General features: G+C 38.4%; 13 protein-coding genes and 2 tRNA genes. 9 read left to right on the top strand and 6 right to left on the bottom strand.

Annotated elements, in window-relative coordinates:
* Positions 1-171 precede the first annotated feature (171 nt).
* Positions 172-1,698: a fumarate hydratase gene (locus tag I6F50_RS13655; protein ID WP_007583843.1), complete on the bottom strand. Its 1,527-nt coding sequence runs from the start codon at positions 1,696-1,698 to the stop codon at positions 172-174.
* Positions 1,699-1,853: 155 nt separating this feature from the next.
* On the opposite strand from I6F50_RS13655, the gene pabB reads away from it, so the two are divergent.
* The 3 genes from pabB to I6F50_RS13640 all read left to right on the top strand — a co-directional run bounded on the left by pabB (position 1,854) and on the right by I6F50_RS13640 (position 5,274).
* The gene (pabB, locus tag I6F50_RS13650) at positions 1,854-3,212 is read left to right on the top strand and encodes an aminodeoxychorismate synthase component I (protein ID WP_197176484.1); all 1,359 of its coding nucleotides are present in this window, start codon (positions 1,854-1,856) and stop codon (positions 3,210-3,212) included.
* A 6-nt stretch (positions 3,213-3,218) separates the two neighbouring features.
* Complete coding sequence (locus I6F50_RS13645) at positions 3,219-3,794, top strand: CoA pyrophosphatase (protein ID WP_033026841.1); 576 nt, start codon at positions 3,219-3,221, stop codon at positions 3,792-3,794.
* A 103-nt stretch (positions 3,795-3,897) separates the two neighbouring features.
* On the top strand, positions 3,898-5,274 hold the full coding sequence (locus I6F50_RS13640; RefSeq protein ID WP_010555091.1) for an L-serine ammonia-lyase: 1,377 nt from the start codon (positions 3,898-3,900) through the stop codon (positions 5,272-5,274).
* A 77-nt stretch (positions 5,275-5,351) separates the two neighbouring features.
* Here I6F50_RS13640 and cysB read toward each other — a convergent pair whose 3' ends face one another.
* Entirely contained in the window at positions 5,352-6,329 is a 978-nt protein-coding gene (gene cysB, locus I6F50_RS13635; protein ID WP_002961670.1) for an HTH-type transcriptional regulator CysB, read from the bottom strand.
* Between the two features lie 324 nt (positions 6,330-6,653).
* Here cysB and I6F50_RS13630 point away from each other — a divergent pair, with 324 nt between their 5' ends.
* Entirely contained in the window at positions 6,654-7,412 is a 759-nt protein-coding gene (locus tag I6F50_RS13630; RefSeq protein ID WP_007583833.1) for a hypothetical protein, read from the top strand.
* Positions 7,413-7,488: 76 nt separating this feature from the next.
* Here the strand turns inward: I6F50_RS13630 and I6F50_RS13625 are convergent, their stop codons facing one another.
* Positions 7,489-8,781: an NCS2 family permease gene (locus tag I6F50_RS13625; RefSeq protein WP_197118881.1), complete on the bottom strand. Its 1,293-nt coding sequence runs from the start codon at positions 8,779-8,781 to the stop codon at positions 7,489-7,491.
* 118 nt (positions 8,782-8,899) lie between these two features.
* Between I6F50_RS13625 and I6F50_RS13620 the strand changes: the two genes are divergently transcribed.
* From I6F50_RS13620 to I6F50_RS13610, 3 genes are all read left to right on the top strand, one after another.
* Positions 8,900-9,364 (top strand): tetratricopeptide repeat protein, encoded by a 465-nt coding sequence (locus tag I6F50_RS13620; protein ID WP_197118882.1) that lies wholly within the window; start codon positions 8,900-8,902, stop codon positions 9,362-9,364.
* Positions 9,365-9,661: 297 nt separating this feature from the next.
* Positions 9,662-10,096, top strand: a complete 435-nt coding sequence (locus tag I6F50_RS13615) for a SulA-like leucine-rich domain-containing protein (RefSeq protein WP_007583705.1) — start codon at positions 9,662-9,664, stop codon at positions 10,094-10,096.
* Between the two features lie 38 nt (positions 10,097-10,134).
* Positions 10,135-10,614, top strand: coding sequence for a YchJ family protein (locus I6F50_RS13610; protein ID WP_010555087.1), 480 nt, complete (start codon positions 10,135-10,137; stop codon positions 10,612-10,614).
* A 74-nt stretch (positions 10,615-10,688) separates the two neighbouring features.
* Here the strand turns inward: I6F50_RS13610 and I6F50_RS13605 are convergent, their stop codons facing one another.
* The 3 genes from I6F50_RS13605 to I6F50_RS13595 all read right to left on the bottom strand — a co-directional run bounded on the left by I6F50_RS13605 (position 10,689) and on the right by I6F50_RS13595 (position 12,809).
* Entirely contained in the window at positions 10,689-11,606 is a 918-nt protein-coding gene (locus tag I6F50_RS13605; RefSeq protein ID WP_024598317.1) for a diguanylate cyclase, read from the bottom strand.
* Between the two features lie 193 nt (positions 11,607-11,799).
* Entirely contained in the window at positions 11,800-12,102 is a 303-nt protein-coding gene (locus I6F50_RS13600) for a DUF6172 family protein (protein ID WP_002961433.1), read from the bottom strand.
* Between the two features lie 179 nt (positions 12,103-12,281).
* On the bottom strand, positions 12,282-12,809 hold the full coding sequence (locus I6F50_RS13595) for a VC2046/SO_2500 family protein (protein WP_165728208.1): 528 nt from the start codon (positions 12,807-12,809) through the stop codon (positions 12,282-12,284).
* A gap of 112 nt (positions 12,810-12,921) precedes the next feature.
* Here I6F50_RS13595 and I6F50_RS13590 point away from each other — a divergent pair.
* Both I6F50_RS13590 and I6F50_RS13585 read left to right on the top strand, forming a co-directional pair.
* Positions 12,922-13,006, top strand: a tRNA-Tyr gene (locus I6F50_RS13590).
* 49 nt (positions 13,007-13,055) lie between these two features.
* Positions 13,056-13,140: transfer RNA gene (locus tag I6F50_RS13585), tRNA-Tyr, on the top strand.
* The last annotated feature ends 86 nt before the right edge of the window (positions 13,141-13,226 follow it).

Raw genomic sequence — 13,226 nt, 5'->3', positions numbered from 1 at the left:
TGTAAAGTTTAATATACAAGTGCTACTTGCCCGCCACGTACTGCTGCCTATAGGTTTTCAGTAAAAAGTGAGCTTTTTCACAAACTGGTCAGAGCTGTAAGCTTGGTAATGACTCTATTTAAAAAAACAAAAAAGCGAGCACTAGGCTCGCTTCTAAAAGCATAACGTACGTTATTTTAGCTTGCTATCAAGCTCTTCTATTTTAGCTTTCCAGATTGCAGGGCCTTGTGTATGCGCATTGGCGCCTTCACTGTCTACTGCAACGGTCACTGGCATATCTTCTACTTCAAATTCATAAATAGCTTCCATACCTAAATCTTCAAAAGCAACTACGCGTGCTTTTTTAATCGCTTTAGATACTAAGTAAGCTGCGCCGCCTACAGCCATCAAATAAACAGATTTATGCTCTTTAATAGACTCAACAGTTGCAGGTCCACGTTCAGCTTTACCAATCATGCCTACAATGCCTGTTTTTTCTAGCATCATATCGGTAAATTTATCCATACGAGTTGCAGTTGTAGGGCCAGCAGGACCTACTGCTTCATCACGTACCGCATCCACAGGACCAACGTAATAAATAAATTTATTATCAAAGTCTACGCCTTTTGGTAAACCTTCACCTGAGTTGATCATATCTTGCAGGCGTTTATGCGCTGCATCACGACCTGTTAAAATAGTGCCTGAAAGTAAAACGGTTTCACCCATTTTCCATTCTTGAACATCTTTTTTAGTCAGTGTATTTAAGTCAACACGGCGAGTGCCTTCGCCTACTTCAAATGTTACTTGTGGCCAATCTTCTAGTTTAGGCGCTTTTAAATTCGCAGGGCCAGAACCGTCAAGCGTAAAATGTACATGGCGAGTTGCCGCACAATTTGGGATCATTACTACAGGTTTTGAAGCTGCATGCGTTGGTGCTGTTTTAATTTTAACATCAACAACCGTTGTTAAACCGCCTAAGCCTTGTGCGCCAATACCTAATTTATTAGCGCGGTCAAATATTTCTAAACGCAGTTTTTCTTCTGTTGTTTCTGCACCACGTTCCATTAATTCATGGATATCAACCGGGTCCATTAACGACTCTTTAGCCATCACTGCCGCTTTTTCAGCCGTACCACCAATACCTATACCTAGCATGCCTGGCGGACACCAACCAGCACCCATTGTTGGTAATGTTTTTTCTACCCACTCAGCAACGTCATCAGACGGGTTTAGCATAACCATTTTACTTTTGTTTTCAGAGCCGCCGCCTTTAGCTGCAACCATTACTTCTACTTTTCCACCCGCTACTAAATCAATATGCACAACCGAAGGTGTATTATCTTTCGTGTTTTTACGCGTGCCAGCAGGGTCTGCAACAATAGATGCACGTAAAGGGTTATCAGGATTCAAATATGCACGACGAGTACCTTCATCAACCATTTGTTGAACGGTTAAATCTGTTTTATCCCACTTAACATCCATACCTACTTTAACAAAACAGGTAATAATACCGGTATCTTGGCAAAGCGGACGCTTACCTTCAGCCGACATACGTGAGTTAATTAAAATTTGTGCAATGGCATCTTTTGCCGCTTTACTTTGTTCTTTGTTGTAGGCTTTTTCGAGTGCTTGAACAAAATCAAGTGGGTGATAGAACGAAATATATTGCAATGCATCTTCAATGCTATCAATAAAGTCTTGCTGACAAATTGTACTCATAGTGGTTCCTTAAGTTACCGTTACGCGTTGTCGCGTAATCTAAATCAAACCGGTGACGGTGGTTTGCACTGTTTTTTGCAGCTTAGTGCTGCCAAAAAATTTGACTTATGATACCCTCCCAGCCCGCTTCGAGCCAGTTTTTAAAGGGGTAGTAAATGCTAAACAATAAAAATAATTGTATTAAATTGGCGATAAAACAAAGCTGTATTGATGTATTTGCACATTTTGCACACCTTCCTTACGCTATCCTATTAGATTCTGCTAATAGTGAGCATGTAAATAGTCGTTTTGATATTATTGCCATTGAGCCGCAAAGTACCCTTGAAGTAAAAAATAATAAAAGCTTTTTAAATAATATAGAAAGTAGTGATAACTGCTTTGAAATTATGAATAATGAGCTTTCGCATCTTGATAAAACAAAAGCCGGTTACGATTTACCCTTTAACGGCGGCTGGCTTGGCTACTTTGGCTACGACCTAGGCCGTACAATTGAAAACATCCCCACTCGTGCTATCGAAGATATTAATCTTCCCCAAATGGCTATTGGCCTTTACTTAGATGCCCTTATTTACGACAAGCAGCAACAAAGCTGGTTTTATGTATCGCAGCCAAACACCGATCGATTAGCGCTTTATGAGCAATACTTAAATACACACCCTAACTCCCAAGTTAATACGCAGTCCTTTGCCCTAAACAGCGACTGGCAATCAAATATGAGCGAAACGGAATACGCTGCAAAGTTTGCCCAAATTGAGGAGTATTTAAAAAGTGGCGATTGTTACCAAATTAATTTAGCGCAGCGCTTTAACGCTCAGTTTGAAGGCTCCCCTTGGGCAGCTTATATTAAACTGCGTGAGGCAAATAAAGCGCCGTTTTCAAGCTTTATAAATCACCCTCAAGGGGCTATTTTATCAATTTCTCCTGAGCGCTTTATATCTGTAAATAATAACGTTGTAGAAACCAAGCCAATTAAAGGCACACTGCCGCGAAAAGCAGATGCACTAGAGGATCAACGTCAAGCGCAAATACTCGCAGCATCAGCTAAAGATCGCGCTGAAAATGTAATGATTGTTGATTTACTGCGTAACGACTTAGGCAAAGTAGCAAAACCAGGCAGCGTTCACGTCCCTTCCCTTTTTGCTATTGAAAGCTTTCCGGCAGTCCATCATTTAGTAAGCACGGTCACCTCAGAACTTGATGAAGGTAAAACAGCGGTCGATCAGCTAAAAGCGGCTTTTCCGGGTGGCTCAATCACCGGTGCGCCAAAAATTAGAGCGATGGAAATAATTGAAGAACTAGAGCCGCATCGCCGCAGCATTTATTGTGGTTCAATTGGTTATTTAAGTGCATGTGGAAATATGGATACGAGTATTACTATTCGGACCTTGGTGTGCTACAAAGCGCAAATTTACTGCTGGGCAGGTGGTGGAATAGTCGCTGATTCTAAAGTCGAATTGGAATATCAAGAAACTTACGATAAAGTAAATAAAATCCTCCCTTTATTAAAACAGTAGGTCGTTTTGAATAGTGAACACATTATGGCGCGGTTTCTGTTAAGCCCTACAGCTGCGCCAAATCAGTTAAAAGACACACGTAAAAAACGCGCTAGCGCTGTTATGCTGCCAATTATTGATATAGATAACCATGCACATATTTTACTGTGTAAACGCCCTACTTATTTACACCATCACCCTGGGGAGATTTGTTTGCCCGGAGGTAAGTTTGAAGTAAGCGACATTACCCTTCGCACCACAGCCCTTCGCGAACTAAAAGAAGAGCTAAATATTGCCCAAAGCAACGTTAATGTATTAGGTCACTTACCTGAGTATTCAACCTTAACGGGTTTTAGTATTAGCCCCTATGTAGGTTTACTCAAAAAAGACACCACCTGGGAAAATGACTATAATGAAGTACAAGCGAGCTTTTTGCTCTCTGTTACTGAATTAAATAACGAAGCTAACTGGCAACCCTTACCTTTTCAACGATTTGGGAAAACGGTTATTTTGCAAGGTTTTAAAACGCCGCATGGTTTACTTTGGGGTGCGACTGCAAGCATTATAAAAAACTTTACAAAACAACTCGCCTTACCAGTTTAAATCTTCGTTATTAGTAGTTACACAATCACAATTCCACGTTATCATGCTCGACCGTTCAAAGAGCAGCTTCGTGCTGATAAAACAAAGTAGAGACACACACATTATGATCAGTGCATTTGATATGTTTAGCATTGGTATTGGCCCTTCGTCATCACACACCGTTGGCCCAATGCGCGCATCACGCTTATTTGTTAATGACCTACAAGAACAACAATTACTAGCAAATGTTACCGATATTAAAGTAGAGCTTTATGGCTCTCTTGGTCAAACAGGTGTTGGCCATGGCTCGGGTAAAGCCGTAATTCTTGGTTTAGCCGGTTACGATCCTGAAACAATTGATGCCGATTTAGTCGACGACATTTTAGCAACCATCGAAAAAGATCAGGTTATTTATTTAAACAAAACACACAAAGCTAAGTTTCCAAAACAAGGTGCTATTGTTTTTCATCGTCGTAAAACACTGCCTAAGCATTCTAATGCAATGGAAATTATCGCCTCAAACAACGGCGAAAAAGTTTACAGTAAAGTATATTACTCTATTGGCGGTGGCTTCATTGTTACCGACGAAGAGTTTGAAAACGAAAAACAGGCTGCCCTCGATATTAGAGAAGAAAATCCAGCCCCCTTCCCATTTGGTAGCGCAAAAGAACTACTAGAGATGTGTAAAGAGTCTGGGTTTAGTGTTTCTACCTTGATGATGAAAAACGAAAAAACACTGCGCACTGAAGACGAAGTAAAAGACACATTGTTCCATATTTGGAAAGTAATGATGGCTTGTATTGACCGTGGTATGCGCACCGAAGGTATTTTACCTGGCGGCTTAAAAGTAAAACGCCGTGCGCCCAGCTTATACTTAAAACTAAATATAGAGGTCAGTAACGACCCGCTTCGTGCAATGGACTGGGTTGATTTATTTGCCCTTGCCGTAAACGAAGAAAATGCGGCAGGTGGCCGTGTAGTTACCGCACCAACTAATGGTGCTGCGGGTATTTTACCGGCTGTGCTTATGTACTATCACACATTTGTGAAAGAAGTAGACCGCGATATAGCCACGCGTTATTTATTAACCGCTGCTGCTATTGGTATTTTATATAAAAAGAATGCCTCTATATCGGGTGCCGAAGTAGGTTGCCAAGGTGAAGTGGGCGTTGCGTGCTCTATGGCTGCAGGCGCATTAACAGAAATTGTTGGTGGCAATGTTGTGCAAGTAGAAAACGCAGCAGAAATTGGTATGGAACATAATTTAGGCCTAACGTGCGACCCTGTTGGAGGCTTAGTACAGGTGCCGTGTATTGAACGTAATGCAATGGGCGCTATTAAAGCAATTAACGCTTCACGTTTAGCTATACGTGGCAGTGGCGAGCAAAAGGTATCACTTGATAAAGTGATTAAAACCATGCTTGAAACTGGTAACGATATGAAAACTAAATATAAAGAAACCGCTCGCGGTGGATTGGCTGTTAATATTATCGAATGTTAATCAGCTCGCTATAAAAAGAAAAAGCTGCCTATTTTTAAAATAGGCGGCTTTTTTATTATTCGTTTAATGTAGTGACATTATTTAACGGGTAACTCTATATCTGCAAATAACTTATCTACGTCATCTTGGTTACGTAATAAGCTTGCTCGCTCTACTCGCTCTTTAGTTAAGTGCGGTGCAAAACGTTCGATAAAATCATACATATAAGTACGTAAAAAGCTGCCCTTTCTAAAACCAATTTTGGTCGTACTAGCTTCAAATAAGTGGCTTGCATCAATACACACTAAATCGGTATCGCTTACTTGATCTATCGCCATTGAAGCAACAACACCAACTCCTAAACCCAGTCGTACGTATGTTTTTATAACATCAGCATCGGTTGCGGTAAATACAATGTGTGGTTCAAGCCCGTGTGCGCTAAACGCTTTATCAAGCTCTGAGCGGCCCGTAAAACCAAATACATATGTAATGAGTGGATATTGAGCAATATCAGCCACAGTTAAACTATTTGCCTTTTTAGCCAACGGATGGTCTTTAGCGACAACAATACTGCGATTCCAATGGTAGCAAGGCAGCATAACTAAATCTGAATACAAATGCAGTGCTTCTGTTGCAATAGCAAAATCGGCATCACCGCGTGCTGCAGCATCCGATATTTGCTGTGGAGTACCTTGGTGCATATGAAGCGATACCGCAGGGTATTTTTTCATAAACCCTTGAATTACGTTAGGCAAAGCATAACGCGCTTGGGTATGTGTTGTAGCAATATTTAACTTACCTTGATCAGGTAGCGTATGCTCATTAGCAACGGCTTTAATACCTTCTACTTTAGAGAGTATTTCACGAGAAATATTAATAATATCTTCGCCGGCACCGGTTACATGCGTTAAATGCTTACCACTGCGACCAAAAATTTGCACACCCAACTCATCTTCTAACATGCGTACTTGTTTAGAAATTCCTGGCTGCGAGGTAAATAAACTCTCAGCAGTCGCTGAAACATTTAATTTATGATTTTGTACTTCTACGATGTATCTGAGTTGTTGTAATTTCATGGCTGCAAATTTTAACGTTATTATTCATATTATTTATAAAGGCAATACCGCTTAAAACCAAGTGTTATTTACGTAAAATAGCACTTTAGGTCTTTAGGTGTGCAATTATCTGATTAGAGCTCAAGGCTAGCATAATAAATATGCTTCAGGTAGCGATGATTATTCAGCTTTAGTTTATAAGCCCTTAGGCTTACTGCAGTTTATAAAGAGCTCAACCTATCAATTTTTTGGTATATTTTTTAAGTTAATCGGCGCAAAGCTACCCTGTTAACGTATATTTAATGTAAGATTAAATAATTAGGTTATATATCCGAGAATTACACCATGATCGTTTCTATTATAATAGTGCTTATAGTTGCATTGATTGTGATTGCACTTTGGGTAAGTGCTGTACAACAACACAAAGAAAAACAAGAGGCAGAACGCCGTAAAGAGCTTACAAAACAGAAAGCTATAATAGAAGAAACGGAAGAGGCACTAATGAATAGTGCTAACATCCCCCTTTCTGAAAATCTAATTCGTACATTACAGCGCCGTATTTACGAAGCCTTAAATACAATGGTTACTAACTCGCAAACATCTAAAGCACTTAAAAGCCGCTTAAGTGAAGCAAAAACGCACTTGTCTAATCCAGTTCAAGATAATAGCAGTGAAGCTTTAACGCTACCGAGTAATGACAAACAACTTGTAGGCCTAATTCAAGGCATTAAAAAATTACGCTCAATTTTACGCTCTGAACACAGCAAAGGTCGTATTGATAGCCAAGTTTTTGTTTTAGAAGATAAACGTCTCGAAAAACTACAACTGCGTATTAATATTGAAAGCCAAATAAAACGGGGCCTATCTGCCCGTTCAGCCAGTATGGTTGGCTCTGCAAGACAGTACTTTGAAAAAGCGCAGGCAACACTCAGTGCAGTCACCTACTCTGATGAATACGTAACAACAAAACGGCTAGAAGTTGAGGGTTACTTAGAAGCAATTAGTGTTGAACTGCGAGCTTCTAATGCAAGCGCACTTAAAAAGAAAACAGAAGAAGAGCAAGACGACTTAGATATACTGTTTGCTCCTAAAAAGAAATGGTAATTCTTTTATAAAAGCATTAAAAAAAGCCTGCACAAATTTAAATTTGTGCAGGCTTTTTTGTATTTTTTGTTAGCTATTAAGACAAAAATGCAAACTTGAAAACAAACAAGGCTGTTAATATCCAAACACTAATACTGACTTGATCTTGCTTACCGCACAAGACTTTAACCGCCGTATAAGATATAAAACCAAGTGCAATACCGTGCGCAATCGAAAACGTTAATGGTGTCATTAGTAATACCACAGTAACAGGAATTGCATCGGTCATATCATCCCAGTTTACAAACTTTAAATTTTGCAGCATCAGAACAGCGACATATAAAATAGCGCCTGCCGTAGCATAAGCCGGTACCATTTGTGCAAGCGGTGCAAAAAACATCATTAGTAAAAAGCAAATACCTACAACTACAGCTGTTAAGCCAGTACGTCCGCCAACAGATACACCAGCAACCGATTCTATATACGATGTAGTCGTAGACGTACCTAGCATCGCACCTGCAATTGTTGCTGAGCTGTCAGCACTTAATGCGCGCCCTAAACGAGGCATGTTACCCTTTTCATCAGCTAAACCTGCTTTTTGAGTTACCGCAACTAATGTACCCGAAGTATCAAAAAGATCGACAAACAAGAAAGCAAAAATAACACTCATCATTGATATATCAAAAGCGGCTACAAAATCTAGCTGCATAAAAGTAGGCATTATTGATGGTGGCATAGCCATAACACCGTGATATTCAACAAGCCCCAAACTTAAAGCAATGCCAGTCACTAATAAAATACTAATAAGCACGCCACTTTTAAAATCGCGGTATAAAAGCGCTGCAATTACAAAAAAGCTTAATATAGCCAATAACGGTCCTGGAGAAGTAATGTCGCCCAACTGCACTAATGTTGCCGGGCTTGAGACAATAATGCCTGCATTTTTAAGGGCAATTAATGCTAAAAAAGCACCTATACCCGTTGCGATTGCTCGCTTGAGCACCAGAGGTATGGCATTAATAATCCACTCTCTGACTTTAAATAAGCTTAAAAACAAAAATATACAACCCGACATAAATACAGCCCCTAACGCGGCTTGCCAGGTATAACCCATTCCTAATACGACACCATACGTAAAAAAGGCATTTAGCCCCATACCAGGCGCTAATGCTAATGGATAATTAGCCCATAAACCCATTATAAAACAGCCTATCGCAGCTGCTATACATGTCGCTACAAATGCAGCCCCTTGATCCATCCCAGCCTCTGCGAGCATAGCCGGGTTTACAAATACAATGTATACCATAGTTATAAAGGTAGTTAGGCCAGCAACGCATTCGCGTTTAACTGTTGAATTATTTTCGCTCAGTTTAAATAAGGCTTCGAACATAATAAACTTGTGATAGTAAAAAGTGGCGAGATTTTAACATAAAAATTATCTTTTACAGGACATTTTACCTTGCTATATACTAAACTGTTAGAGTAGTTAAAATAATAAATGAACCAATATGCTTAAAACAACACCTTGTGAGCAAGACTTAGAGCAACAGCTAGATAATATTTTAGGTTTTGTTACTCAACCCGAAAATACCTCTGTGCCCGTTGATAATAAAAAAGATGAGCAAAGTACGTTAAATAAAGCCCTATATTATTTAAAAAATAATCAAGCTCCATTGGCTGCAAAATGGATGCGACTTGCTGCAATGGCGGGAAACCATAGAGCACAGTTTTATTTAGGTTTATTCTTTGTGAAAGGTGAAGGCGTGCCACAAAGTGTATTTCATGCTGTAGCTTGGTTAAGCTTAGCAAGTAGCCAAGGGTACGCCCCTGCCACTGCAGCGGTTACAGATATACGCAAACATATCGAAACTAAGCGATTTAAAGATGCTCAGTGTTATGCGGCAAGTTTGTACGAACAAATCCACCAACTCCAGTTTTCTCATATGCTCCCTCGCACGAGTGAAAACACATAAGCTAGCTATGGCAGAAGTACTGTATGCAGTGTAAAAAATACTGTATATGGTTACAAAGATAATCCTATACAGTATAAAACCCCAAAATGAAGACACTACGAAAAAAATTATTTTTAGAATACCTTCTCAAAAACAACCCTATAACAACCTGATTAATAAAGAATTATAAATTAAAAAAATAAAAACAATGATCAAAAGCTGAATAACTGTACAAATAAATAGCATAAAAGGCTTGCACGAAAGCACTGTATAAACTACTGTATATGAATACTGTATAAAAACCCAGTGAGTGAAATTATGTTACAGCCTATTACCGTAAGAACAGTTAAAAGTTACCAACAAGATGAGCAAAGCGATTGCGTGAATTTGATTCAAATTGAAGATGAAATTTCAGCGACCTTTGAGCTTTTAAAAGTATTACACCAATACAATAGCTCTAATGCATGGACGTTACTAATTGCTCCAGATCACGTACCTAGCAAAGCTTTACTTGACTCATGCTCTATTGATACAAGTAAATTACTTGTTATTAGACAGAAGCACCTAGTAAATTTAGAGTATGTATTAAATTCTGCATTACATAACGGAAACTTTGCAGCGGTAATTACCTGGACCGATATAGTTAATAACCAACTACTTACGAATTTATCGTTCGATTTAAGTAAAACGAATACAAAACTATACTGTTTTACTAAAAAGTCTCAAACAACAGAGATATCACTCGCCCAATAAGCTTGTTAAACTAATGTTTTAGACTTTGTATTATTATTATGACTTCACTCAATACCACATTATGTTTTTGCAGCAGTGGGCACAATTATGCTGATTGCTGCGAGCCGCTTCACTTATCTGTTAAGCAAGCTGATTCTCCTGAACAACTTATGCGCTCACGATTCAGTGCTTATGTTATTAAAAATGCAGAATATGTTTATCAAACCTACGCAAAAGAAAAACAAGCTGAAAATCCGGTTAAAGAAATCAATGATTTTGCTAACAGCTGTCGATTTATAAATCTTGATGTAATTGGGTCAAGCCATGATGGAGATACCGGCACTGTAGAATTTAAAGCCCAATATTTTTATCAAAACTTATTTTGTGAGCTCCACGAAAAATCGCAGTTTATTAAAGAAAACACTCAATGGCGTTATTTAGATGGCACCATATATCCTGTTGAAGATATTAAAGTGGGCAGAAATGATGACTGCCCATGTGGTAGCAATAAAAAGTACAAAAAATGTCATAGCGTGTAATAAATAATCTTATTTAATATTTATCACCTACAAGGTGTTTTTAAGTGGCAAAGTGATTTATTAGCTAGCTAAACTTAAAAACACACTTGGTTACGACCTTGCATTTTGGACTCATACATTTTTTCATCTGCGATCTGCAAGGTGTTTTTGTTATTTACGTACGGTTGTAGGGTTGCACCGCCAATACTAATAGTCACAAAGTCATATTCTGAATATCTGTGTAATATTCCTAAATCGACCACATTTTGTTTAATTTTATCAGCAACACAAATCGCACCTTCAGTGCTTGTATGCGGTAAAACAACTACAAACTCTTCGCCGCCGTAACGCGCAACAAAATCGGTTGGCCTTTGCAAACTATTAGTAATAGTTTGTGCAACAAGGTTTAAAACCGTATCGCCTTGCACATGACCATAAAGATCGTTGTATTGCTTAAAGTAGTCTATATCGATGAGTAATAGTGCATAGTCGACTTTTTCTCGTAAGGCGCTTCGTTCCATTTTAGAAAAATGCGCATCAAAATAACGACGATTGAATACCTTTGTTAAATCATCTAGAAATACTTTTTGATTGAGTAAGTCATGTTGAAGTTTCATCGTAATATGGGCGCGCACTCTTCTATATAAAGTTTCCGAGTTAGTTGGTTTCTTTATAAAATCTACAGCTCCGGCTTCCCAGCACTCTTCTTCTTGATTTTCAGATGAGGTTACAAAAATAACGGGGATATCTTGTGTTTCAGATATATTTTTTAATTTTAGACATGTTTCAATACCACTCATTCCTTCCATATTAATATCGAGTAGTATTATATCTGGCGGATTATGTTTACAAATTTCAATCGCATCCTCACCACAGCTCGTTGTTGTTACACTAAAATGCTCTGATAATATTTTTTTTAATACAATTAAGCTTAATAGCTGATCGTCAACGACAAGTACCTTAGAGCTCTTTAAGCTTAATTTCAATTGGTGGTCAGAGTAATTTATCGGCATGGTACAACTGTTTTGTTTTTTTTATTAAACACACCCTATATCACTACATTTTGTTATGCAAATGTTAATAAAGTAAAATTCTACTTATTGGTTACTAATAAAAATGATTTATGGTGAATCTTTAATGCATAAAAACAAAAAATGAGCCACTTGGGCTCATTTTAAAACTTCGAACACTTAATTAAATTAAGTGTTATTCGTCATCATCTAAATCTAACTGTTGACGTTGAGCAGGTCGAGCTAAAATCTCTACATAGAAAGAGGTCAAACCTTGCTTTTCAATTTCGCCAATTTGGTTACTTAATTCAGCAACGTGCACAACTTGCGCATCTTCAGCTGTGTTACCAAACTTACAGTCAAATGCCCAATAGTCAGCATCTTCAGGTAGCGTTTTATTACGCTCTCTTTTCAAATATTTTTTCACTTCGTGCTTTGCAGCATCAACCATACGAGGGTATTTGATTTTCTCGTGATTTAGCGTGAATGTTTTCTTCATTACGTTCCTAATTACCTTGGTTTAATGATAATGGCATTTCATGTCATACCATTTGACGCCATTATAGCAATTGCATTTAATTTTTGGATGCTTTTTTTTCATTAAATCAATTATTAGCAAATATATAAAGCAGACCCGTTATAAAGCATATATTAACTGGTGATTATTACAATCATATATCACACCGCAATGAGCTGAAGTGGTTGATGTAATGCATCATTATTAAGGCTGTCGTAAAAAGCAGCTGCATCTATAGGGGGATTAGCTAGTTGGGTTTGTTCGCTTTTAATTCTTCTTCTGACGGCAAGCTCACAGTTATCTATTATATTAAGTGGAATATGCTTATCATCATTTCTAATCGCAAGTGGTTCAGGGCTTAAGCATTGTCTTAACTTAATACTTGTCATACCACAGTGCTCTCCTTCTTGAGATATTAATGATGCATTAAATTGTCCAACCAACATATTATATTCATCAGGGGCTAAAAGTTGCTTTGGACCTGCGCCAAATTGCTTTCTTAACGCCTCTTCTTCTATAACTAAATTATCTATTTCAGTTTTTGGTAAATGAAATTGACTAAAGTCGAGTGCGTCATGTGACAGCATCGCTAATAATAGTGCAAATTCGCCACGGCGATTTTCATGCACACTATTATTGAGTCTACTGTTTAACTGACTCTCTGTGATTAACAAATCATCTATTTGCATAGTCTTTAGCCGATTGTGGTAACTGATAGATATTTATCGGCTTTATTTCAATTTTCTTTAGCTTTTTTCTTTACTTAAATACGCAATTTGCTATTATCAGCGCCGTTGCATTGGAGGGGTTCCCGAGCGGCCAAAGGGATCAGACTGTAAATCTGACGGCTCAGCCTTCGCTGGTTCGAATCCAGCTCCCTCCACCACTTTTCTTACCGCTAAGTTAAGTGGGGCCAAATGCAATAAAATTAGTGTGGAGGGGTTCCCGAGCGGCCAAAGGGATCAGACTGTAAATCTGACGGCTCAGCCTTCGCTGGTTCGAATCCAGCTCCCTCCACCACTTCTCTACTATTCCTATATTCCTATATTCCTATATTCCTATATTCCTATATTCCTATATTCCTATATTCCTATATTCCTATATTC

Source organism: Pseudoalteromonas sp. NZS127_1 (assembly GCF_015864295.1).
In the GTDB taxonomy this organism is placed as follows: Bacteria; Pseudomonadota; Gammaproteobacteria; order Enterobacterales; family Alteromonadaceae; genus Pseudoalteromonas; species Pseudoalteromonas arctica.
This window is presented reverse-complemented; position numbering and strand designations above follow the sequence as displayed.

What these genes read in the sequence shown, in the direction of transcription:
- I6F50_RS13655 (WP_007583843.1), bottom strand. Translation starts at nt 1,698, where the DNA reads ATGAGTACAATTTGTCAGCAAGACTTTATTGATAGCATTGAAGATGCA.
- pabB (WP_197176484.1), top strand. Translation starts at nt 1,854, where the DNA reads ATGCTAAACAATAAAAATAATTGTATTAAATTGGCGATAAAACAAAGC.
- I6F50_RS13640 (WP_010555091.1), top strand. Translation starts at nt 3,898, where the DNA reads ATGATCAGTGCATTTGATATGTTTAGCATTGGTATTGGCCCTTCGTCA.
- cysB (WP_002961670.1), bottom strand. Translation starts at nt 6,329, where the DNA reads ATGAAATTACAACAACTCAGATACATCGTAGAAGTACAAAATCATAAA.
- I6F50_RS13630 (WP_007583833.1), top strand. Translation starts at nt 6,654, where the DNA reads ATGATCGTTTCTATTATAATAGTGCTTATAGTTGCATTGATTGTGATT.
- I6F50_RS13625 (WP_197118881.1), bottom strand. Translation starts at nt 8,781, where the DNA reads ATGTTCGAAGCCTTATTTAAACTGAGCGAAAATAATTCAACAGTTAAA.
- I6F50_RS13620 (WP_197118882.1), top strand. Translation starts at nt 8,900, where the DNA reads ATGCTTAAAACAACACCTTGTGAGCAAGACTTAGAGCAACAGCTAGAT.
- I6F50_RS13615 (WP_007583705.1), top strand. Translation starts at nt 9,662, where the DNA reads ATGTTACAGCCTATTACCGTAAGAACAGTTAAAAGTTACCAACAAGAT.
- I6F50_RS13610 (WP_010555087.1), top strand. Translation starts at nt 10,135, where the DNA reads ATGACTTCACTCAATACCACATTATGTTTTTGCAGCAGTGGGCACAAT.
- I6F50_RS13605 (WP_024598317.1), bottom strand. Translation starts at nt 11,606, where the DNA reads ATGCCGATAAATTACTCTGACCACCAATTGAAATTAAGCTTAAAGAGC.
- I6F50_RS13600 (WP_002961433.1), bottom strand. Translation starts at nt 12,102, where the DNA reads ATGAAGAAAACATTCACGCTAAATCACGAGAAAATCAAATACCCTCGT.
- I6F50_RS13595 (WP_165728208.1), bottom strand. Translation starts at nt 12,809, where the DNA reads ATGCAAATAGATGATTTGTTAATCACAGAGAGTCAGTTAAACAGTAGA.